Here is a 22729-nt window from a genome sequence, read left to right on the forward strand (position 1 = left end):
CTCTTCATCGAGGAACAGCCCATCACCAAGTGGGGCCGCGCCCTGCAACAGGCCTTCCCGACGCTGCTGAATGCGGCGGGCCAGGTGGCGCGCTGACAGCCGGCGCGCTGACCTGAAAAACAGCATCCGGCGCGGCACCCGGTCCCCAGACCACCACCCCGCCGGAGCCCGGTGGGGACCGGCGCTGCCTGCCAGCTTTCCCAAAGCCCGCCCGCGTACAAATTTTTGGCGCTTTTTCGCCCGTCTTCCGGCCCTCCGCCCGGGCCGCCGCTTTCAAGTTGCGCCTCCGTGGGAAACTGCGATATGCGGACGCCGACGCGGACACCGGTCGATTACGCGACCGCCTCAGCAAAGAATGGTTGATTGATGAAGAAAGCTCTTATCACGGGTGTGACTGGTCAGGACGGCTCTTACCTGGCGGAACTGCTTCTTGAGAAAGGCTATGAAGTGCACGGCATCAAGCGCCGCGCCTCGCTTTTCAACACCGAACGTGTCGACCATATCTATCACGACCCGCACACCAGCGGGAAACCGTTCACGCTGCATTACGGCGATCTCACCGACACCTCCAACCTGACCCGGATCCTGTCCGAGATCCGCCCCGACGAGGTCTATAACCTGGGCGCGCAGAGCCACGTGGCCGTCAGCTTCGAGGCACCGGAATACACCGCTGACGTGGACGCCACCGGCACCCTGCGCCTGCTGGAATCGATCCGATTCCTGGGCATGGAAAAGACCACGCGCTTCTACCAGGCCTCGACCTCGGAGCTCTACGGTCTGGTGCAGGAAATCCCGCAGACAGAAACCACGCCTTTCCACCCGCGCAGCCCCTATGCGGTGGCCAAGATGTACGCCTACTGGATCACGGTGAACTACCGTGAAGCCTATGGCATGTACGCTTGCAACGGCATCCTGTTTAACCACGAAAGCCCGCGCCGCGGCGAAACCTTCGTGACCCGCAAGATCACCCGCGGCATGGCCAATATCGCCCTGGGCCTGCAGGACTGCCTCTACATGGGCAACATCGACGCCCTGCGCGACTGGGGCCATGCCAAGGATTATGTCCGCATGCAGTGGATGATGCTGCAACAGGACGTGGCCGAAGATTTCGTCATCGCCACCGGGGTTCAGTATTCGGTGCGCGAATTCATCCAGTGGACGGCCAAGGAACTGGGGATCGAGCTGGAATTCTCCGGCGAGGGCGTGAACGAGATCGCCACCGTCGCCTCGGTCAGTGGCGACTTGGCCCCGGCGGTGAAACCGGGCGACGTGCTGCTGCGGATCGACCCGCGCTATTTCCGGCCCGCCGAGGTGGAAACCCTGCTGGGCGATCCGACCAAGGCCAAGGAAAAGCTGGGCTGGGTGCCCGAGATCACCGCCCAGGAAATGTGCGCCGAGATGGTCGCCGCCGACCACAAGGTCGCCCGCCGGCATGCGCTCTTGAAAGAGCACGGTTACGAAATTCCCGTCGCGCTGGAAAACGGCTGAGCTTCATCCCGCGCGATCGCCATTCGAAGTCAGGAGGCACATTATGCCCAAGATCTACGTCGCAGGCCATCGCGGTATGGTGGGCGGAGCGATCACGCGCAAGTTGCAGGAGCGCCAGGCCGCGGGGGAGGACATCACCCTCGTCACCCGCACCCATGCCGAGCTGGAGCTGACGAACCAGGCGGCGGTCAAGGCCTTCATGCAAGAGGAACAGCCCGACATCGTCGTGCTGGCCGCGGCCAAGGTCGGCGGCATCCTCGCCAACAACACCTACCCGGCCGAGTTCATCTACGACAACCTGATGGTGCAGTGTAACGTGATCCATGCCGCCTGGGAGGCGGGGGTGGAACGCCTGCTGCAGCTGGGGTCGTCCTGCATCTATCCCAAGGCCGTGCCGCAGCCCATGCGCGAGGCGGCACTGCTGACCGGCCCGCTGGAACCCACGAACGAGCCCTATGCCGTCGCCAAGATCGCGGGCATCAAGATCTGCGAAAGTTACAACCGCCAGTACGGTGTGGACTATCGCTCGGTCATGCCGACCAACCTCTATGGCCCGGGCGACAACTTTCACCCGGAAAACAGCCACGTCCTGCCCGCCTTGATCCGCCGCTTTCACGAGGCCGCGCAGGAAGGCAAGGACGAGGTGGTCATCTGGGGCAGCGGCAAACCGCGCCGCGAGTTCCTGCACGTCGATGACATGGCAGAGGCTTCGCTCTTCGTGATGGATCTGGACAAGACCACCTACGATGCCAACACCCAGCCGCAGCTGAGCCACATCAACGTCGGTTCCGGCGTCGATGTCTCGATCCTGGAACTGGCGCAGATGGTGGCCGAGGTGACGGGCTTCAAGGGCAAGATCGAACTGGACCGGACCAAGCCCGACGGCACCATGCGCAAGCTGATGGATGTCAGCCGCCTGGCCGACATGGGGTGGAAAGCCTCGATCGACCTGGAAAACGGCGTGCGCGAAACCTACCAGTGGTTCCTCGACAATCAGGACAGCTTCCGCCGCTGATCCGCTGATCAATCTGCCGACGCGCCGGGCCTTTGCCCCGGCGCGTTTGCGTTTTCGGGGCTCAGTCTACCGGCAGCCCCGAGGGCACCCGGTCCGGCCGTCCCAAGGGACGTTGATCCACACCCGCCCCGGTCAAGGCCTCCAGGAAGGCCAGCAGGTCCGCGACCTCGGCGTCGCCCAACGCCACCGGCACGATATCCAGCGCCCGCGCCTGCCGTGCCATTTCCAAACGGTCCTGCCGGATCGCGAAATCCCCGGCGGCCAGCCAGGGCACCTGGGGCAGGCGGGCCTCGGCCTCTTGCCACGCCGCCCGGCTGGCAGTCGGGTCCAGATGGTGCCGCACGATCCCGTCCAGCGTGGCAAAGGCGCCGTTGTGCCCATAGGGCGCGGTCAGCGCCACGTTCCGCAGTGATGGCGTGCGAAAGCGATAGGCGTCTTCCAGCAGGTCACTTTCTCCCATCCGGCCCACGTCGCGCGGCATCGGGTCGAAGGGTCGCGTGCGCCCCGGTCCGAAGGCGGGCAGGCCAAGGGCGTGGAACGCCTGATCGCTGAGCAGCGGTCCGGAATGGCAGGTGGCGCAGCGGGCCTTGCCAAAGAACAGCTGCCGCCCCCGTTCGGCGGGGGCGGGCAGGGGTGTCCCGTCGCGCAGCCAGTCGTCCCAGGGGCTGTCGATGCTGACCCACTCGGCGGCGGTAAAGGCCCCCAGCGCGTTACCGATCTCGACAATCGTCACCTCGCTGGGATGCTCGATGTGATCGAAGGCCTCGACGAATAGCGCGCCATACTCGGGAATCGTGCGCACGCGTTTCGCCAGCACCGGCCAGCCCAGATCGATCCGGTCGTGCACCGCGCCCGTCACCGCGTTCTCACCCACGTTCCCGGCCATCTCGAACTGTGCCGTCAGCGGGAACAGCGCCTGCGCGGCCAGGATGTTGTCCAGTCCCTGCGGCAGCCATTCCTCCGCCGGGCTGTCGAATCCGTTGCCAAACTGGTCCGACACTTCCAGCCGCCCGTCGTGGAACAACACGCGCACCGATTTGTGCCCAAGGTTCCACAGGGCCGGCGCGTTGCGGGGGATGCGCTTGCGGATCATCCGGTCGCCGGTGCCGGGCCTGCGCTTAGGGCCAAGCCCCTCTCCCCCCTCGCCGATGCCAAGGCTGAGGCCGTCACCGCTGGACAGGCTGTGATGGTGGCAGGTGCCGCAGGAAATGTTGCGGTTGCCGCTGAGGATGGGATCGTAGAACAGCAGCTGGCCCAGCCGGGCTTGCGCGGGATCGGCGTCGATGAAATCCTCCATCGACACCGGCTCGGCCCGGGCCGCAGTGACAAGCCAGAGGAGGCAGACAAGATGCAGGGCAGGGCGAAAGGCGCGCATGGCGTCATTCTGGCAGGCTTGCTGGCCTTCTCAAACCCCGTTCTTGCCGCCGACCTCGAAGAGGCGCGCGACCTGATGGAGGCGGGCGACTTTCCCGCCGCGATGGACCAGTTTCGCGTTCTGGCGCGGTCTGGCAACGCCGACGCCGAGGAACTGATCGGCGTCATGTATGCGCTTGGTCTCGGGGTGGAAAAAGATCCCGAACGGGCATTTGAATGGTATCTGCGTGCTTCTCTCAAGGGCCACCCCGGCGCCCAGTCGGGCCTGGGCTGGTACTATGAACTGGGCCTTGGCCTGCCGGCGCCGGACCTTGTGCGCGCCTACCTCTGGTACGCGCTGTCGGCCATCGGCGGCGATGTGGACGCGCCGGATTCGCTGGAGGAACTGACCCCGCGCATGACCCGCGATCAGCGCAAGCGGGCAGAGGTGCTGGTCGAGGACTACCGCGTCTGGATGTACCCGTTCAGGTGATCCCGGCCCCGGCGTCCAGCGCCTTGGCAATCCGGGCCACCCCGTCTTCGATCCGCTCCGAGGGGATCGAACTGTAGCCCAGTCGGTAAAACCGGTCCCGCGCGTGTTCGGCGGCGAAAAAAGGTGCACCGGGTTCGATCAACACGCTTTCACCGCGCAGCCGTTCGGCCAGATCCCGGCTGTCCACGCCCTCGGGCGCCTGCATCCACAGGCTTGACCCGCCATGCGCGCCGCGCCCCGCCACCCGCAGCCCATACCGCGCCACCGCCTCTTCCATGACGGTTCGACGGGCCGCCAGCGCCTTGCCGATACGCCGGACAAGAGCATCGTAATGTCCCAGGCTCAGGAAATGCGCCGCCGTGCGTTGCACATGCCCCGGAGGATGGCGCAGCACGCTGGCCCGCAGCGCACGCGCCTCGCGGATAAAGGGCGCGGACCCGACAAGGTAGCCCAGCCTCAGCCCCGGAAAGAGCGACTTGGAAAACGAGCCCACGTAGATCACCCGCCCGTCCTCGTCGAGGCTTTTGAGGGCGGGGCTGGGGGGCGTCAGGTAGGACATCTCGAATTCGTAATCGTCCTCCACGATCAGGGCACCCAGCTCTGCCGCCCGCGCCAACAGCGCCTTGCGGCGGGACAGGGGCAGGGTGGCCGAGGTCGGGCACTGGTGGCTGGGCGTGGTAAAGATTACCCGGGTGCCGCGTGGCACCGCCTCGGGCGGCAGGCCTTCTTCGTCCACCGGCACCGGGGTCAGGCGGCTGCCTGCCTGCCGCAGGATCTGCCGCAGCGCCGGGTAACAAGGATTCTCGACCGCCACGTCGCGCCCGGTGGCCAGGATCTGCGCCGCCAGCCACAGCGCGTTCTGCGCCCCCAGCGTGATCAGGATTTCCGACGGGCGGGCAAGGATGCCGCGGCGGGGCAGCGTGTGGCGTGCGATGAAACTGACAAGCTCGGGGTCGTCCGCATCGAACTGGTCCTGCGTCAGCGCATCGAAATTCCGCGCCCCCAACGCCTGCATCGCACACAGCCGCCAGTTGGCATGGTCGAACAGCGTCGGGTCCGCCTGCCCGTAGATGAAAGGGTATTTGTAGCGCGTCCAGTCAGCGGGTTTACCCATCCCCAGCGGTGGCCCGTCGGCGAATCTCTGCGCCAGCGCCTCGTCCCAGTCCACCCTGTCCGCCCGGTCGGGCGGCCTGCCGAAATCCGGCGGCTCGGGCGCGTTGTCAGAGACGAAATACCCCGACCGCCCGCGCGAGGTGAGATAGTCGTTCGCCAGCAGTTCCGTATAGGCCAGCGTCACGGTGATCCGGCTGACGCCCAGGTGCCGGGCCATCTTGCGAGTCGAGGGGAGCTTTTCGCCGCGTTGAAAGCGCCCGTCCAGGATGCCCTCGGCCACCATCTGCTGAATGCGCGCCTGAAGCGTGCCTTGCGCGCTGGGGGACAGGTGAAAAGTCTCGACCGGGATTGCCATGCGGCGCAGAGTAGGCTGGACCGATGCGGTGCGCAATCTGGACTTAGCAGCGCCATATCGGCGCAGCGCAGGTATGGCGGCCCGTTTCCGGGATGGAAACACTCAAGGCGCGCACAGCCCCGGCCCACGCCTAGTTAACAAGATCCTGACGGCTTGTACAAAATGCTGGAATAGCCGTACGTTTTGTACAAAACGTACAAAACGCCAGCGCCCTCCGGCACCCGGATTCAGGTTTTGACCCGGTCCCCGAAGATGGCCGATCCGACCCGCACATGGGTTGCCCCCAGCGCGATGGCCTGTTCGAAATCGCTGCTCATTCCCATCGACAACCCGCCCAGACCATTGCGTTCCGCGATCTTCCGCAGCAGCGAGAAATGCAGGCTTGGGGTCTCTTCGACCGGCGGAATGCACATCAGCCCACGCACCGGCAGGTCCATCTCGCGGCACTCTGCGATGAACCCATCCGCATCGCTCGGCAGCACGCCGGCCTTCTGGTCTTCCTCGCCCGTGTTCACCTGGATGAACAACTCGGGGCAATGGCCCTCTTCCTGCGCGATGCGCGCGATTGTCCTTGCCAGTTTGGGCCGGTCGACAGAATGGATCGCGTCAAACAATTCAAAGGCTTGCCGCACCTTGTTGGTTTGAAGCGGGCCGATCAGATGGACCGAGACATTGTCGAACCGTGCCTTGAAGTCCGGCCATTTGCCCGCCGCCTCCTGCACGCGGTTTTCGCCGAACAGGCGGTGGCCTTCGGTCAGGACGGCTTCGACCCGCTCCAGCGGTTGCACCTTGGAGACGGCGATCAGCTGCACCTCCTCGGCCCCGCGCCCTGCCTCGGTACAGGCTTTCGCGATCCGGTCCTGTATCTCGCTCAATCCCACGGTTCGTCTCCCCAGGCTTCGATGAAGGGCGCCAGTTCGCGCTCGTATTTGCGCCAGGCCTCGCGCCGCCCGGCGTGAATCGGTTGCCGAACCTGCATCAGGCTCAGCGTTTTCACCCCGGATTTCGAGGTGTGGAAGTTCAGGCAGGCCTCTTCCCAATCCAGCCCGGCGGCATCCACCAGGGCGCGCGCATTGGGTTCGGGGTCAGAGACCAGATCGTCGTAGCGTACCTCGTGGATGCGGTCGGGAATCCTTTGTTTCCAATGCTCCACCGACCGCCGGAACATCTTGATCGCATCGGCGATGTCGGCCAGGTCCGTGGCGTAACGGTGTGTGCCCAACTTGAAATGGTTCTTGTAGATCGACAGCGCGGTGTCGCGGGGATCACGATGCACCACGATGATCCGCGCGCCGGGCAGCCCGCGCGCGATCAGGCCAAAGACCATGTGGGTCTGGATCGACTTGTCGGTGACGACGCCCTCTGTCTGGCCGGTGTCGCGGCGCACCAGCCGCGTATAGGCCTCGGCCCATTGGGACAGCTTGGCCGAGGTCAGCTGGGCCAGAGGCGTCATCTTGTGGGCGGGGCCAAAATGGGCGACGGCCTGTTTCAGGGCGTGCCCCATTTCGCCGCCCGCATGGGCCTGACTGTGGCTGGCGATGATCTGTTCGACCAGGGTCGTCCCCGAGCGTGGCATGCCGGTGACAAAGACCGCGCGCGGCGCCTGTTCCTGGCCCAGCGTCGTGTAGTCGTCGCTGTCCTGGGCATCCAGATAGGCGCGCCATTCCGCGTCCCGTTCCGCCGGATCGTATGGGGCCTGTTGGCGCTGCAACGCATTGGCCCGGTCGAGGTAGGGAAAGACTTTTTCGGTCGCGCCGATATCTTCCAGAGCCTTGGCAAGGGCGAATCCCAAGTGCATGCGTGACATCTCGGGCAGTTGATCGTCTTTCCAGAGCGACAGCATCTTGTCCAGCAACGGATCGCCCTTGGGCATCTTCCGGCCCGAGCCGAGCACGCGATAGATCTCGCCGTTTCGGGGGACGCGTTTCACGAGAGAGCGCAGGATCTTTTCGGCCTCGTCAAAGCGGCCAAGATGCTGGAGGTACACGGCTTTTTCGCCGCGCGGTTGATTGGATTGCGGGTCCGCCGCGATCAGGCGGTCATACAGGCCCAGGACCTTGTCGGAGGCTTCCAGCCGTGAATATGCCTCGACTGCGGCCTTGAGCAGCGTCTTTTCGTAGGGTTTCTTGGCCAGCGCCCGGTCCAGTTCGCGGATCTGCGCCGGGGTGTCCCCCCGCGTCTCTGCGATGCGGGACAGGTGGTAATGGACCTCTGGCGCGCCCTTCGTTGGCAGCAGAAGGGACTTCAGGGTGGCTTCGGCGGGGTCGAGCTGCCCCTTGCTGATTTGTGCTAGCGCGCGACCGAACTGCGTCTTGATCTGCTGGGGCGTCATCACATGCTCTCTTGTCCGCTACGAAGTCCGTTCAACCAAAAGAAAAGAGCGGACGCAAGCGCCCGCTCTTCCCTAAGCCAGTTGGCTGGTGTCCTTAGAAGGACATCGCCAGACCCAGCGAGTACTGGTCGTAGTCGCCAGCCGGCATAGCGTCGAAGGTACCGCCGCCGATGCCGAAGAGACCACCGGCTGTGGGGGTGCCAACATCGCTGGAACCGTAGCCGAACTGAACGACGAGACCGCCACCCAGGTCATAGTTGGCTGCGAGGCCGAAGCCGCTGTTGCTCGCGAACCCGTCAGCGTTGTACTCACCGTAGTTTGCCGACAGGGTCAGGGCGTTCATGGTGTAACCCACGCCAATGCCCCAGTGGTCGACAGTTTCGCCAATGAAGTCGGTCAGGTCGGTTTGCGAGTAGTTCACGATGGCCTGCAGGCCGTTGTCGAAGGTGGTGTCGACCGACAGGCCAACCACGTCAACATCGAAGCCGCCACCGAAATCAACGGTCTGGTAGCCGAGGCCAACGCCCAGGTCCAGGCCGGCCAGCTCACCGGTGTAACGGAAGCCGATGCCCCAGATCGGGTCAAAGGTGCCGGTGTCGTCGATTTCGGTCGAGATGGCGACCGAGAATGCGTCGAAGGCATAGTCGAAGCGGACAACTTGACCGTCGAAGGTGCCGTCCAGGCCGCTGTTGAAGTTGAAGCCGGCGTGGGTGGTGTGGTCGTCAGCGATTGCACCGCCGATGCCCACTTCGGTCATGGCCCAGTCCAGAGCGCCGTCGGTGTCGCCCATGGTCAGGCGCGCGCCGCCGTATGCGATGAAGACCGACATGTCGGACTCGCCACAGACTGCCGGGCCGTTGGTGTTGGTGCCGCCAGCGCCGGGCTGCGAGCAGTAGTCCGGGTCGATTGCTTCGTCCAGGTCGATGGTGGCGCCGAAGGTCAGGCCGTTGTCAGCTTCGCCCGACAGGGTGAAGGTGACGTCGATGTCGCTGTGGAACTGAGCTGTGGACAGGTGGTCACCGTCGACCACACCCATTTCAGCGAAGCCGGTCAGCGAAACTTCGGCCGCGGCGACGCCTGCGGTTGCAACCAGTGCGGTGGTCGCGAACAGGATCTTTTTCATTGTTTCCCTCATGTGTTCAAAGGCACGTACCAAGCCGATTGCCCGGCCTTGATGAGGTTTCTATGCGCTTTGGGAGGGCGCCAATGCAAGCCATCGGGAAAGCTGCTCGGCAACAAGCAATTCAGTGATGCGATATTGCCACAAGGGTTTTTGCCCGGCCCCATCTTTATGCGCTATAGCAGCGCCTTGCACTGAAAGTTGGGCAGGAACCCGCCTATGATCCGTGCTTGCCGCAGGTGCGCGCCGCTTGTATGGAGGGCGACAGTGTTGTTGACGCAAGAGGGACTGCCATGACCACGTCGCGAATCCTTATCGGCTCCTCGCTGTGTGCGGTGATGCTGGCGACGTCCGGTTGCAGCTCCCTCAGGGGCAACAGCCAGCCGCGTCAGCCGGTCGACACTCCGCCCGCCGAAGAGATCTTTCGCGACCTCGAAGCGGAAAAGGGGCGCGCGCGGTCAGAGAGCACGGTCTGGGACATCTTCAAGAAGCGTGAAGATCCGGGCCGCGTCGGCGCGGTCAACCGGTACATATGGAACGCCGCGCTGGATGTGCTGGATTTCCTGCCGGTGCAGACCGTCGATCCCTTCTCCGGCGTCATCACGACGGGCTATGGCACGCCGCCGGGCGGTGGACGGGCCTACCGGGCAACGATTCTCATCAGCGATCCGGCGCTTGACGCGCGGTCGCTGAACCTTGCGCTGCACAGCCGATCCGGCCCGGTCGATCCGGCCACCGTGCGCGCGATCGAGGATGCGATCCTGACCCGGGCCCGCCAATTGCGTAAGCAGGACAGCGGGTTCTGATCGGCGCAGACCGAAGGTCATCACTATCCGGGCCGGCCCTTCGTGTGCCGGCCCTTTTGTTTGGAACGGTCCGTGGTTGTCGGCGAGACGATCGCGTCAGTCACGGGGCGGACGTGCGGGCATCTCTCCAAGCTGCCGGACCCAGTCCAAGTGGCGCGGCAGGCAGACGCTCTGCAGATCGTACTGTTCCCGCACCAGCGCCCGAGCATTCGCCCCCAGACGGGCCCGCGTGTCGGGGTCGTCCAGCAGGGCATCAATCCGGTCCACCAGCGCGGCACGGTCGAAGAAATCCACCATCAGGCCGGTTTCTCCCTCTGTCAGGACCTCGCGCACAGGGGCTGTGTCGCTGGCCACGATGGCGGCCTCGGCGCTCATCGCCTCCAGCAAGGACCAGGACAGGACGAAGGGATAGGTCAGGTAGACGTGTACCCGGCTGACCTGCATCATCGCAAGGAAGCGATCATAGGGGACGCGCCCCAGGAAATGCACGCGATTCCAATGCGGTGTGGGGATTCGCCCACGAACCTCATCGATGAAGATCTGTTTCCAGGTCTTTCCCTGCGGCGGTTTCGACCCGTAAGAGGTGCCGTCGCCGCCCAGCATCACCACATGCGCGTTTTTCCGGCGTTTCAACAGCTCGGGCAGGGCGCGCATGAAGACGTGGTAGCCGCGATAGGGTTCGAGGTTGCGGTTGATGAAAGTGATGACCTCGTCATCGCGGGTCAGCGTCGGACCGTCCTCGATATCCAGCCGCGCAGCGGGATTGGGCCGCACCAGGTTGGTGTCGATGCCGTCATGCGCCACGGTCAGCCGGTCCTGCCAGTGGTCCGGGAATGTCGCCGCCTGAAAGCGGGTGGGCGAGATTCCGGCGTCCATGACCTCTTCGTGCAACCGATTGTTGAGGTTCTTCATCCGAATCCGCAACGTGTCGCCGGCCGGGTTCTTGCTGGGGAATTCGGGGTCGAAATCCACGAAGGGATGCGTGGTCAGGTGATACAGCTCACAGTAAAGACCCAGCCGTGCATCGGGCCAGACATCCTTGAGGAACATGCTTTCGCCCCAGCCGTGGTGGGCGCAGATCACATCCGGTTCGAAGCCCTGTTCCTTGAGGCCCAGCGCGCCGCGATAGCAGGATGTGCCGCGCAGGATCTTGGTTTCGAAGTCCGCCAGCCAGGGGTGGATGCCCTTGGTCGAGGCGCCCTTGATCTCGTAGGGGACGATGCGGACACCCTGCCAGGTTTGCGCCTCCTTGACCTTGCATGTCAGCGCAACGACCTGGTGGCCCTGAGCGGCAAGCGCCGGGGCAAGGTGCTTGTATTGCCCGGGGAAATTCTGGTGAATCAGGAGAATCTTCATCTGCGCGTCCTCTTGCGGCCTCTGGCGGGCTGCCGTTCAGGGCATCCTAGACGGCGGCTGCGAAAAAGGGAATCGGTTGGTGGGAGAGGCAAGGCTCTTGCAAGAGCCTTGAGAAACGCGCTTCGAAGCGCGTTGTTCAAGCGGCTTCGAAGCCGCTTGGCGCGGCGCGGCCAGACCGTTGGGCGAGGTCGTTGGAAGGATCCGAGACCTGCACCCTCTGGACCTCACCGCCCCGGCGCCCTATCACCCGCCCCCAGCAGCCGCCCGCCGGAGAGAGACACATGTCGCGTTACGACCCCGCTACGATCGAGCCGAAATGGCAAGAGGCCTGGGATCAGGCCGAGACCTTCAAGGCGCGCCGCACCGGCGACAAGCCGAAGTACTACGTGCTGGAGATGTTCCCGTACCCCTCGGGTCGTATCCACATCGGCCACGTCCGCAACTACACGATGGGCGACGTGATCGCGCGCTACAAGCTGTCGACCGGACACAACGTGCTGCACCCGATGGGGTTTGACGCCTTCGGGATGCCGGCGGAAAACGCCGCGATGAAATCCGGCGGTCATCCCAAGACCTGGACCTACGACAACATCGACACGATGGTCGGCCAGATGAAGCCGCTTGGCTTTGGCCTCGACTGGTCGCGCATGTTCGCCACCTGCGATCCGGAATACTACGGCCAGCAGCAGGCGCTGTTTCTCGATTTCCTCGAAAAGGGGTTCGTCTACCGCAAGAACGCGGTGGTGAACTGGGACCCGGTCGACATGACCGTTCTGGCCAACGAACAGGTCATCGACGGCAAGGGCTGGCGGTCCGGCGCCGAGGTGGAACGGCGCGAGCTGACGCAGTGGTTCTTCAAGATTTCCGACATGGCCGGAGAGCTTCTGGACGCCATCGACGGGCTGGACGAATGGCCCGCCAAGGTCAAGCTGATGCAGCAGAACTGGATCGGCAAGTCGCGCGGGTTGCAGTTTTCGTGGCAGCTGGGCGCGCCGACGCATGGGTTCGACAGCCTTGAGGTCTACACCACGCGCCCGGACACCCTGATGGGGGCCTCTTTCCTTGGCGTTTCGCCGGATCACCCGCTGGTCAAGGCGCTGGAACAGGACGATCCGGAACTGGCCGCAGCGGTGGCCGAGATGCGCAAGGGCGGCACCACCGCCGAGGCGCTGGAGAAGGCCGAAAAGCTGGGCTACGACACCGGGCTGACGGTGAAACACCCGCTTGATCCCAGCTGGGAAATCCCGGTCTGGGTCGCGAACTTCATCCTGATGGACTATGGCACCGGCGCGATCTTTGCCTGCCCGGCGCATGACCAGCGCGACCTCGATTTCTGCCGCAAATACGACCTGCCGGTGATCGACACCTTCGTGGCGCTGGACGATCCCAAGCCGGTCGAGACCGAGGCTTTTGTGCCGCCCAAGACCGAAAAGGTGAAATGGATCAATCATTTCGCCGGGATGGACGAGGCGACGGGCGAGACGGCCATTGAGACAACCATCGACTTCATGGAAGGCAAGGGCCTGGGTAAGGGCGTCGAGAAATTCCGCCTGCGCGACTGGGGCCTTTCGCGTCAGCGTTACTGGGGCTGTCCGATCCCCGTGGTCCATTGCGACGCCTGCGGCGTGGTGCCCGAGAAAAAGGAAAACCTGCCGATCAAACTGCCCGACGATGTCAGTTTCGACATCCCTGGCAATCCGCTGGACCGTCACCCGACGTGGCGCGACTGTGCCTGCCCGTCCTGTGGCAAGCCCGCGAAACGCGAAACCGACACGATGGACACCTTTGTCGATTCGTCCTGGTACTACGCCCGTTTCACCGCCCCGCGCGCGACCACGCCCACGGAGATGGAGGAAGCGGCCTACTGGATGAACGTCGATCAGTATATCGGCGGCATCGAGCACGCGATCCTGCACCTGCTCTACTCGCGCTTTTTCGCGCGGGCGATGATCGCTTGCGGCCACCTGCCGGAGAAAAGCGCCGAGCCCTTCAACGCGCTGTTCACGCAGGGCATGGTCACGCACGCGATCTATCAGACGCGCGACGCGAATGGCCGTCCGGTCTATCACTACCCCGAGGACGTGCGGCTGGAAGGTGACAAGGGATATCTGGCGGACGGCACCGAGGTCGAGATCATCCCCTCTGCCAAGATGTCCAAGTCCAAGAGCAACGTGGTGGACCCGATGAACATCATCGCCACCTATGGCGCCGATACCGCGCGCTGGTTCGTCCTGTCCGATTCCCCGCCCGAACGAGACGTGGAATGGACCGCCAGCGGGGCCGAGGCGGCCAACAAGCACCTTGGCCGTGTCTACCGCATCGCCGCCGAGATCGCCGCCAACGAGGCGCCCGAGACCGCCGAGGATGCGGCGCTGCTGAAAGAGACGCACAAGTGCATCCATGACGTCACGATGGGCGTCGAGAGTTTTGGCTTCAACGCGGCCATCGCGCGGCTTTATGCCTTTACCAACGCGCTGTCGAAATCGCGTGCGGGCAAGCAGACCAAGACATTTGCCGCGAAAACTCTGGCCCAGCTCATGTCGCCCATGACGCCGCACCTGTCAGAGGAAATCTGGCAGATGCTGGGCGGTGAGGGGCTGATCGCCGAGGCCGCCTGGCCCAAGGCGGACGAGTCGCTGCTGGTCGAGGACACCGTGACCTTGCCGATCCAGGTCAACGGCAAGCGCCGGGGCGAGATCGAGGTGCCCAAGGACCTTCCCAAGGAAGAGGTTGAAAAGCTCGCGCTGGCGCACGAAGCTGTGGTGCGGGCCCTTGACGGGGGCCAGCCGAAAAAGCTGATCGTGGTGCCGGGGCGGATCGTGAATGTGGTTGTATGACAGGCGAATGATCCTGCTGGGGGCGACAGCCCTCGGCGCCTGCGGGTTCACCCCGGTCTATGGACCGCAGGGCGGCGGCGGGGCGCTGCTGAACGCGGTGGCACTGCCGGACCCGAACGACAACACGGGCTACCACTTCAACCGCCGGTTCGAAGAACGACTGGGCCGTGGCGGCCCGTCGGCCCCCTACCGGCTGGACCTTCGAATCCAGACCGATGAACAGGACATGGGGTCGACCTCGGCGGGCACGACCACGCGTTATCGCCTGATCGGGCGTGTCTTCTACACGCTGGTCGAGGCCGGCACGGCCAAGACCCTGCTACAGGGGCGCACCAATGCCTTTACCGGCTATTCCAGCACCGGCTCCACCGTTGCCACCCGCGCGGCGGAAACCGACGCATTGGAACGCCTGATGGTACTTCTGGCCGACCAGGTGATCGACGACCTATTGCTGTCAGGCATCACCGCTTCATGAAACTTTCGCCGCGCGATGCGAATGCGTTCTTCCGCAAGCCCGATCCGGGCGTGGCGGGCTTGCTGATCTATGGCGAGGACGTGATGCGCGTGGCGATGAAGCGCCAGGAGGTTGTCGCTGCCATCGTCGGCCCCGAGGGCGAGGCCGAAATGCGCCTGACCCGGATGGTGGGCGGGGATCTGCGCCGCGATCCGGCGCAACTGCTGGACGCGGTCAAGGCGCAGGGGTTCTTTCCCGGTCCCCGCGCGGTGCTGGTCGAAGAGGCGGCGGACGGCATCAGCGCAGCGATGAAATCGGCGTTGGGCGACTGGCGCGAAGGCGATGCGCAGATCATCGCGACCGCAGGGCAGTTGACCGCGCGATCGTCCCTGCGCAAGCTTTTTGAGGGCGCGAAAAACGCCTATGCGGCGGCGCTTTACAACGATCCGATGGGGCGGGCAGAGATCGAGGCCGAACTGGCGCGGGCGGGTCTCAAGAATATCGACCGCGAGGCGATGGGGGCGCTTGAACACCTTGCGCGCGACCTGACACCGGGCGATTTTCGCCAGACTCTCGAAAAAATCGCGCTCTACAAGTTCGGGGACGAAGCGCCGCTGACACCGGACGAGGTCACGCTGAACGCGCCCGCCTCGATCGAGGCGCAGATGGACGAGATCTTTCACGTTCTGGCCGAAGGGCGCACCGGTGATATTGCCCCGGTCATGCAGCGGCTGACAGCGCAGGGCGTGGCGCCGGTGACATTGCTCATCATGGGGATGCGGCATTTCCGGACGCTCTTTGCTATCGCCTCGGCGCCGGGTGGCCCGGCGCAGGGCATCGGCAAGCTGCGCCCGCCGATCTTTGGCCCGCGCCGCGACCGGATGCTGCGCCAGGCGCAAAGCTGGTCGTCCGCGCGGCTGGAAGAGGCGCTGAAACTGCTGATGGATACTGATCTTACGCTGCGGTCTGCTGGTCAGAAGGCGCCGCAGATGGCGCTGGTGGAGCGGGCCTTTGTCCGGCTTGCCTACCTTGGGCGGCGCTGAATGTGACTGGGGAGAAAAGCAAATGACTTACACGGTTTACGGTGCGATCCGCAGCCGCGCGTTCCGGGTGCTCTGGCTGCTGGAGGAGCTGGGCCTTGACTATTCGCATGTGCCCGCCGGTCCCCAGTCCGACGAGATCCGCAAGGTCAGCCCTCTGGGCAAGATCCCGGTGCTTGTCGAAGGGGACACCGTGTTGCGCGATTCCACCGCGATCCTGACCTATCTCGCGGACAAGCACGGCGGGTTCACCCATCCCGCCGGTACGATCCTGCGGGCGCAGCAGGACGCCTGGACCTTCCGCATCCTGGACGAGGTGGAATCGCTGCTCTGGACCGCGTCCAAGCATACCTTCGTCCTGCCAGAGGCAGAACGCGTCCCCGAGGTCAAACCGGCCTGTGCGGCGGAATATGCCCGCAATATCACCCGCATCATGGAAGAGGCCGAGGGTCCCTACCTGATGGGCGAGGCGCCTCTGGTGCCGGACATCATCCTTGGCCATTGCGGGACCTGGGCGCAGGTGGCGAAATTCCCGGACGGGGGCCCGGCTCTTGCGGACTACCTGGCGCGCCTGCGCGCGCGTCCGGCGTTTCAGGCGGCGGCCTCTTAGGATCCTCAATACCACCTTGGTGCAGCGGCCATCCTTGGCCGCACAAAGCGCCCTGTCCGTCCTGTCGAGAAACTCCTTGACCTCGATAGGACGCACACCCACCCGCCAGGCGTCCTCCGAACTCGCCTCGCGCAGTCAGCGCACGCATTGCCCGTCTCCGATACGGGCCAGCACGCCAGGCTGACGGACCAGTGCATGACAGACGCCCGAGATCAGCGGCACATGGGGTCGATGGAGGCCAAGACATAGGCCTTGGTACTGAAACTGTTGGGAATCAGTCGGTTTGGCCAGAGACAGAAGCCCATGAAACGTCCCTTGTCGGGGTTCAATCCAATACCTAATACTGATGTTAACAGAGGGTTGCTGTCACAGCGCTGAATGCAAAGCGGGCCGGGCATTGCCTGCCCGGCCCGCCTGCTGCCAAGATGGCCGCTTAGTTCAGGTCGGCGTCATAGGCCGCCTGAAGATCGGCCTCGGCTTTTTCGACGGCTTCGATCAATGCATCAAGGATCTTGTCGCCGCCGTCCACGTTGTCGCGGAACCAGTCCTGCACCGGCTTGGCGGCCTCGGCAAAGGCGGCCTTTTCCTCGGGCGAGGGCACGTAGATGTCACCGCCGCCTTCGACGAAATCGGCATAGGCCTGGATTGCGCCGCGCTTGGGCGCCGCGAACGTGGCCTGCTGCAGCGCATAGAACCCGTCAACCACGACGCGCTTCATCGCTGGGTCCATATTCATGAACTTTTCGTTGTTCATCCACCACAGCGCGCCCATGTAGGCGTGACCGTCCAGCGTGACGTACTGCAGGCCGGCATCGGGGAACTTCATGCCCATGATGTCGGTGATGCCGTTCTTGGACCCGTCCACGACCCCGGTCTGGAACGAGGTGAACAGCTCGGGCCAGGGGATCGGGGTGGGCGCGGCGCCCAGGGCCTTGACCAGTTCCTGCGGCAGGTCGGCGACCACGGTCCGGATCTTCAGCCCTTCCATGTCGGCGGGCGAGGTGATGCGGCGCTTGGTGTTGGCGAAGTTGCGCCAGCCGCCGGTGTTGCCGATCGTCATCAGGCGCACGGTGTTGTCGCTGTCGTCCAGCGCCATGTCCCGCATGGTGCGCACGAAATCGCCCTGAAGCACATGTTCGGCCACGCGGTCATTGGCCATCAGGTAGGGCAGGTCCAGCACCTGGACATAGGGAAAGATCCCCGCCGCGCCGCCGGACGTGGAGATATAGATGTCGATCGAGCCTTCGGCCACGCCCTCGATGCATTCCGCCCCGGTGGAACACAGCTGGGTGCCCATGTAGATCTCGACCTCGATGGCGCCGTTCGACGCGGCCTCGACGAAATCCTTGAAGACGATCAGGCCGGCATAGTCCTCGTCCGCCTCGTTCGAATTGGCGGTGGCGACCAGCTTGATCGGGTCCTGGGCGAAGGCCGGGCCCCCGGTCAGGGTGGCGGCGGCTAGGGTCGCCGCGGTCAAGATTGGTTTCAGCATGTGTTTCCTCCCGTATGCTGTCGTCTGTGGTTATTGCGGCGCCGGGCTGATGCAGGCCATGAAACCTGTATCGGGCGGGCACCGGATGAAATCTGTGAGGTAGGGCACGGTCATCGAGATCGGCGGGACATAGGTAATCAGGAAGATCACGAAGACTTCGACCGCGAGGAAGGGCAGGATCGCGCGGGCAATTGTCTCCACCCGTTCCCGGCTGACCGTTGAGGCGACGAAAAGCACCAGTCCCATCGGCGGCGTGGCAAGGCCCACGGTCAGGTTCACGCTCATGATGATGGCGAAATGGACCGGGTGCACGCCCAGTTCGACAAAGATCGGGCCAAGGATGGGGCCGAGGATGATGATCGCCGGGCCCGCATCCAGGAACATGCCCACGATGAACAGCAGGATGTTGATGAGGAACAGCAGGATCAGCGGGTTTTCGGACAGGCCCAGGATGATGTCGGTCAGGATCTGCGGCGCATGGCTCAGGGACACGACGGTCTTGAAGGCGACCGCCGCGCCGACCAGCAGCAGAACGGCGGAGGTCGACAGGGCCGAGCGGGCCAGCACCTGGTAGAGGTCTTTCACGGTCATCGAGCGCAGGACGGCAAAGCTGACCACCAGCGCATAGGCCACGGCGACGGCGCTGGCCTCTGTCGGAGTCATGACGCCGATGAGGATGCCGCCGAGGATGATGATCGGCGTTTGCAGCGGCGCGACGGCCTTCTTGCAGACGATGCGGAAATCATGGCTGACCTGCCTGCGCCAGTACATCAGCAGGAAATGCGCCGGGACCAGCATGGCAAGGTAGACGGCCCAGCCACCCGGATTGCCCGGGATCGCCGCGGCCACGGCGTAAAAGAGTCCGGCGAGGTTGATCCGGACGAGGATCAGGCTGACCCAATATTCCGTGGTGCTGATCGTCTGGCCCCTGACCACGATGCGTTCCGCCTTGGGCAGGTCATAGCGGTCGGCCATGACACGGACCATGACCATCAGCCCGACACCCACCAGGATGCCCGGCACGATGCCCGCAAGGAACAGCGCGGCGACGCTTTCGCCCATGACATAGGCGTAGATGATCATGATCCCCGAGGGTGGGATGATCGGGCCGATGACGGAACTGGCGGCGGTGATGGCGGCGGCAAAGCGGCGAGTATAGCCGTTTTTCTCCATCGCCGGGATCAGGGTCGATCCCAGCGCCGAGGTATCGGCCACGGCCGATCCGGACAGCCCGGCAAAGAGGATCGAGGACAGGATGTTGACCTGCGCCAGCCCGCCGCGCAGGTGGCCCATGATGGCCTGTGAGAACTCGACCAGACGGATGGTGATGCCGCCACGGTTCATGATTTCGCCCGCCAGCATGAAGAAGGGCAGCGCCATCAGCGGAAAGCTGTCCATGCCGTTGTAGAGGTTGCGGTAAAGGACCGAGAGCTGGCGGCTCTGGTCGTCCATGACCAACAGGCCGAAGGGTGCGGCGAGCAGGGCAAAGACCACCGGCAGCCCGATCAGGATGAGCACGAGGAAGACGGGCAGGAACCAGATCAGCATCAGTCCGCCCCCGCCATCGCGTCATGATGCAGCGATTTCAGCCGGTCGCCGCCGCCCAAGACGGTGATGACCTGCCGCAGGATCAGCTCGACATTGACGAGGATCAACAGGTTTATCCCGACCCAGAGCGCGGCATACTGGTACTGGTTGGCGAACTTGGCCTTGCACTTGCCGATCTCGATCCCGAAAGGCCAGCGCAGGGACGAGGAACAGCCGCGCCCGGACAGGCTGTCGACATGGTTGTTCAGCCCCTTGTCCCAGGCAATCAGCAGCACCCAGAGAGAGATCCCCAGCAGCACCAGCGACAAGAGCGCGGCGACAATCCGGGGCAGGGCGCGTTCGACGATGTCTATGGCGACGAATCCGCCCTGCCGGTAGGCCAGCGGCGCCATGAGGCCCACCAGCCAGAGCATCCCAAAACGGGCGGCTTCCTCTGTCCAGTTGGGAGCGTCGTTCAGCACGTATCGCCAAAAGATCTGGCCCAGGATCAGGCAGACCATGATCGCCAGCGCAAGCACCGCGATAACACGGCCCACGGCAAGCAGACCGGTATTCAGCCGCTCCAGCGGCCAAAGCAGAGTCAGCAGCACCGGCATGGCGCTCCTCCCATAAGCGGGGCTTTTTTCGCCCCTTGTTGTTCAGGCCGGGATCTTGGGCGCCCCGGTCCCTGTGGTCTCAGCCCTTGAGGCTGACAAAGCGGCCGCCCTGGAACAGCAGGGGCAGGCCGGGCCGGAAGGCCGCGCTGGTCACGCGGCCCAGGATGATGAGGTGATCGCCCGCGTCATGGGTGATCTCCTGGGTACAGTCGAAACGGGCGAGGCATCCTGCGATGCGCGGCACGCCGTTGGCGTCCTCACCCCAGTCGCAGGCATGAAAGGCATTGGCCTCGCGCGTGAAGGCGGTGCAGATATCCTGCTGGTGGCCGTCAAGGACGTGAATCGCGTAATGGCGCGCGTCGCGGAAGACGGGAAAGCGGCGCGAGGTCTTTTGCGGCGACCACAGCACCAGCGGCGGATCCAGCGAAACGCTGGCAAAGCTGGAGGCGGTGATGCCCACCGGGCCGTCGGCCCCCTGTGCCGTGACCACGGTCACGCCGGTGGCAAAGCTGCCAAGGGCCTCGCGGAAGGCGCGGCTATTCTCGCTGGGGTCGACGCTTTGCATGGCGTGGCTCAGGTCGCCGTCCATCAGGGCACCTCCTGCCCCAGCGCGGCGGTATAGAGTTCGAACCAAAGCTCGCGCGTCATCTGGATGTCGAAGGCGTGGGAAATCGCCTTGATCCGCTCGATCGAATTCGTGCCCATGACCGGCAGGATGCCCGCCGGATGCGCCAGCAGCCAGGCCACAGCCACCGCCGCGCGATCGGCCAGGAAATCGTCGGCCACCCGGTCCATGAGTTGTGTCAGGTGCGTGTCCTCTGTCATCAGCGCGCCACCACCCAGCGGGGACCAGGCCATTGGCGGAATGCCCCGCTCTTGCAAATAGGCCACGTCACCATTGGTGAAACCCTGATGCGCCGACAGGCTGAGTTCGATCTGGTTGGTCACAAGCGGCGTTTTCATCGCCGATTGCAGCAGGGTCCAGTCGTGCAGCCTGAAGTTCGACACGCCGACGGCACGCACCTTGCCCAAGCCCACCAGTTCATCTAGCGCTTCACCCGTTTCACGGTGATCCATCAGCGGATCGGGGCGGTGGATCAGCAAGAGGTCGATCTCGTTGATGCCCATGAGGCTGAGCGAATGATCGACCGAGGCCATAATATGCGCGCGGCTGGTGTCATAGTATTTCACCCGCGCATCCGCGTAGCGGCCCACGGGTGCCACGATATCGCACTTGGTGACGATCTCGACCTGTTTGCGCAGGTCCGGCGTCAGCGCGGCGCCCAGGATTTCCTCGGCCATGTAGCCGCCGTAGATGTCGGCCTGGTCCAGCGTGGTGATGCCCTGGTCAAGGCAGGCCGCGATCTTGTTGCGGACGTGGTCGGGCGCGGTATTGGCATCGTCGCCCAGCCGCCACATGCCATAAACGATGCGGCTGAGGCTCAGCCCCTCTTGAAGATCCACGCGGTCCATCATTTGCGCTCTCCCACGCCAAGGGGCGTTGCCGGGGTTTCATCGGGGACACGACCGTACTCATGCGGCAGCGAACAGGTTTTTAGCTCCGGCATGACCAACTTGCCGAAATGCTGGCATTCGTCAATGTGCGGATAGCCGGAGAAGATGAAGGCGCGGATGCCCATCTTGCGGTACTCTTCGATCTGGCTCAGGACCTGGTCGGCGGAGCCCACCAGCGCCGCGCCGCAGCCAGAGCGCGCGCGCCCGATCCCGGTCCAGAGGTGAGGTTCGACATAGCCGAACTGGTCGGCCAGCTCGCGGGCGCGGGACTGGTGCGACACACCAAGAGAGCTGCTGTCATGCGCCCGGTCGCGGATCAGGCGGCCGTATTCGTCGTCGAGTTGCGACACCAGGCTTTCGGCGTATTCGCGCGCCTCGGCCTCTGTGTCGCGGACGATCATGTGCACGCGCAACCCGTAGTCCAGCGTTCGGCCATGCCGTTCGGCCACGGCGTTCACGTCCCTCATGCGTTGGGCAAGCTGCTCTTTGGGTTCCGGCCACATCAGGTAGACGTCGCAATGTTCGCCGCAAAGCTCCAGCGCGGCGGGCGAGTAGCCGCCGAAGTACAGCAGAGGCCCGCCGGTCTGGTAGGGTTTGGCGGGATCGGTGGTCAGGCCCTCGAAATCGTAGACCTCGCCGTGAAAATTTATCTCGTCTTGCGTCCAGGCCTGTTTCAGGATCTGCACCACCTCGCGCGAGCGCTGGTAGCGATAGGCGCTGTCGGCCTTTTCGCCCGGGAAATCCGACGAGATGACGTTCAGCGTCAGCCGTCCCTTCATCATGTGGTCCAGCGTGGCCACCGTGCGCGCCAGCATGATCGGGTGCATCTCGCCACAGCGGATGGCGGCCAGCATGTTGATCCGGTCTGTCAGCGGCGCCATGCCCGCGACAAAGCTCAGCGTGTCCTGCCCGACCTGGTAGGAGGACGGCGCCAGGATGTTGCGAAATCCCTGCTGTTCCGCCTCCAGCACGATGTCACGGCAATGTTCGAACGAAGAGCGCAAATCGCCCTCTGGCACGCCGAGATAGCGGTAGTCGTCAGAGCAGAGCGCCGAGAACCAGCTGACCTCGGACGCATCGAGATCGCGGGATGTGAGGGGCACGACGGTCATTTCAGGGCCTCCCGGAAGTGCGCCGGATTCGGCGTCGATTTCTTCTTGCGTAGCATCCGGATAATCATGCATCAATAGTGTATTAATTTTGCCG

At 64.2% G+C, this 22729-nt stretch carries 20 protein-coding genes; 8 read left to right on the forward strand and 12 right to left on the reverse strand.

Annotation, left to right across the window (positions count from 1 at the left end; translation table 11 throughout):
• Positions 1-366: 366 nt before the first annotated feature.
• Together gmd and fcl are read left to right on the forward strand one after the other, a co-directional pair.
• Positions 367-1488: a GDP-mannose 4,6-dehydratase gene (gmd, locus tag KZZ07_RS11470; protein WP_219514284.1), complete on the forward strand. Its 1122-nt coding sequence runs from the start codon at positions 367-369 to the stop codon at positions 1486-1488.
• A 43-nt stretch (positions 1489-1531) separates the two neighbouring features.
• The gene (gene fcl, locus KZZ07_RS11475; RefSeq protein ID WP_219514286.1) at positions 1532-2503 is read left to right on the forward strand and encodes a GDP-L-fucose synthase; all 972 of its coding nucleotides are present in this window, start codon (positions 1532-1534) and stop codon (positions 2501-2503) included.
• Between the two features lie 61 nt (positions 2504-2564).
• Here the strand turns inward: fcl and KZZ07_RS11480 are convergent, their stop codons facing one another.
• Positions 2565-3878, reverse strand: coding sequence for a cytochrome-c peroxidase (locus KZZ07_RS11480; RefSeq protein ID WP_219514289.1), 1314 nt, complete (start codon positions 3876-3878; stop codon positions 2565-2567).
• Here KZZ07_RS11480 and KZZ07_RS11485 point away from each other — a divergent pair.
• Positions 3852-4349, forward strand: a complete 498-nt coding sequence (locus KZZ07_RS11485) for a tetratricopeptide repeat protein (protein WP_219514291.1) — start codon at positions 3852-3854, stop codon at positions 4347-4349. The two genes, KZZ07_RS11480 and KZZ07_RS11485, sit on opposite strands and share 27 nt — an antisense overlap.
• Here KZZ07_RS11485 and pdxR read toward each other — a convergent pair.
• The 4 genes from pdxR to KZZ07_RS11505 all read right to left on the reverse strand — a co-directional run bounded on the left by pdxR (position 4342) and on the right by KZZ07_RS11505 (position 9272).
• The gene (pdxR, locus tag KZZ07_RS11490; protein ID WP_219514514.1) at positions 4342-5817 is read right to left on the reverse strand and encodes a MocR-like pyridoxine biosynthesis transcription factor PdxR; all 1476 of its coding nucleotides are present in this window, start codon (positions 5815-5817) and stop codon (positions 4342-4344) included. The genes KZZ07_RS11485 and pdxR overlap by 8 nt on opposite strands.
• 227 nt (positions 5818-6044) lie before the next feature.
• Positions 6045-6698: a YggS family pyridoxal phosphate-dependent enzyme gene (locus tag KZZ07_RS11495; RefSeq protein ID WP_219514292.1), complete on the reverse strand. Its 654-nt coding sequence runs from the start codon at positions 6696-6698 to the stop codon at positions 6045-6047.
• A complete protein-coding gene (locus tag KZZ07_RS11500; RefSeq protein WP_219514293.1) occupies positions 6689-8149 on the reverse strand; it encodes a tetratricopeptide repeat-containing sulfotransferase family protein in 1461 nt (486 codons plus the stop codon). Before KZZ07_RS11500 ends, KZZ07_RS11495 begins: the two co-directional genes overlap by 10 nt.
• A gap of 94 nt (positions 8150-8243) precedes the next feature.
• A complete protein-coding gene (locus KZZ07_RS11505; protein WP_219514294.1) occupies positions 8244-9272 on the reverse strand; it encodes a porin in 1029 nt (342 codons plus the stop codon).
• 290 nt (positions 9273-9562) lie between these two features.
• On the opposite strand from KZZ07_RS11505, the gene KZZ07_RS11510 reads away from it, so the two are divergent.
• Positions 9563-10075, forward strand: coding sequence for a DUF3576 domain-containing protein (locus KZZ07_RS11510; protein ID WP_255564300.1), 513 nt, complete (start codon positions 9563-9565; stop codon positions 10073-10075).
• A 96-nt stretch (positions 10076-10171) separates the two neighbouring features.
• Here KZZ07_RS11510 and KZZ07_RS11515 read toward each other — a convergent pair whose 3' ends face one another.
• On the reverse strand, positions 10172-11431 hold the full coding sequence (locus KZZ07_RS11515) for a glycosyltransferase (protein ID WP_219514295.1): 1260 nt from the start codon (positions 11429-11431) through the stop codon (positions 10172-10174).
• Between the two features lie 281 nt (positions 11432-11712).
• On the opposite strand from KZZ07_RS11515, the gene leuS reads away from it, so the two are divergent.
• The 4 genes from leuS to KZZ07_RS11535 are packed head-to-tail and all read left to right on the forward strand — an operon-like array spanning position 11713 to position 16372.
• Complete coding sequence (gene leuS / locus KZZ07_RS11520) at positions 11713-14268, forward strand: leucine--tRNA ligase (protein WP_219514296.1); 2556 nt, start codon at positions 11713-11715, stop codon at positions 14266-14268.
• A 7-nt stretch (positions 14269-14275) separates the two neighbouring features.
• Positions 14276-14743: an LPS assembly lipoprotein LptE gene (gene lptE, locus KZZ07_RS11525; protein WP_255564301.1), complete on the forward strand. Its 468-nt coding sequence runs from the start codon at positions 14276-14278 to the stop codon at positions 14741-14743.
• Complete coding sequence (holA, locus tag KZZ07_RS11530; protein WP_219514298.1) at positions 14740-15765, forward strand: DNA polymerase III subunit delta; 1026 nt, start codon at positions 14740-14742, stop codon at positions 15763-15765. The genes lptE and holA overlap by 4 nt, the downstream gene beginning before the upstream one ends.
• Positions 15766-15787: 22 nt before the next feature.
• Positions 15788-16372: a glutathione S-transferase family protein gene (locus tag KZZ07_RS11535; RefSeq protein ID WP_219514299.1), complete on the forward strand. Its 585-nt coding sequence runs from the start codon at positions 15788-15790 to the stop codon at positions 16370-16372.
• A gap of 433 nt (positions 16373-16805) precedes the next feature.
• On the opposite strand, the gene dctP is transcribed toward KZZ07_RS11535, so the two are convergent.
• The 6 genes from dctP to KZZ07_RS11565 form a co-directional block, all read right to left on the reverse strand.
• Positions 16806-17864: a TRAP transporter substrate-binding protein DctP gene (gene dctP, locus KZZ07_RS11540; protein WP_219514300.1), complete on the reverse strand. Its 1059-nt coding sequence runs from the start codon at positions 17862-17864 to the stop codon at positions 16806-16808.
• 30 nt (positions 17865-17894) lie between these two features.
• Positions 17895-19412, reverse strand: a complete 1518-nt coding sequence (locus tag KZZ07_RS11545) for a TRAP transporter large permease (RefSeq protein WP_219514302.1) — start codon at positions 19410-19412, stop codon at positions 17895-17897.
• Positions 19412-20008 (reverse strand): TRAP transporter small permease, encoded by a 597-nt coding sequence (locus KZZ07_RS11550; protein ID WP_219514303.1) that lies wholly within the window; start codon positions 20006-20008, stop codon positions 19412-19414. The genes KZZ07_RS11545 and KZZ07_RS11550 overlap by 1 nt, the downstream gene beginning before the upstream one ends.
• Before the next feature lie 79 nt (positions 20009-20087).
• A complete protein-coding gene (locus KZZ07_RS11555; RefSeq protein WP_255564302.1) occupies positions 20088-20597 on the reverse strand; it encodes a flavin reductase family protein in 510 nt (169 codons plus the stop codon).
• Positions 20597-21481 (reverse strand): aldo/keto reductase, encoded by an 885-nt coding sequence (locus KZZ07_RS11560; RefSeq protein ID WP_219514517.1) that lies wholly within the window; start codon positions 21479-21481, stop codon positions 20597-20599. The genes KZZ07_RS11555 and KZZ07_RS11560 overlap by 1 nt, the downstream gene beginning before the upstream one ends.
• Positions 21481-22635: an LLM class flavin-dependent oxidoreductase gene (locus tag KZZ07_RS11565; protein ID WP_219514304.1), complete on the reverse strand. Its 1155-nt coding sequence runs from the start codon at positions 22633-22635 to the stop codon at positions 21481-21483. The genes KZZ07_RS11560 and KZZ07_RS11565 overlap by 1 nt, the downstream gene beginning before the upstream one ends.
• Positions 22636-22729 lie beyond the last annotated feature (94 nt).

Source organism: Mameliella sp. CS4, from assembly GCF_019392335.1.
Taxonomy (GTDB): Bacteria; Pseudomonadota; Alphaproteobacteria; order Rhodobacterales; family Rhodobacteraceae; genus Antarctobacter.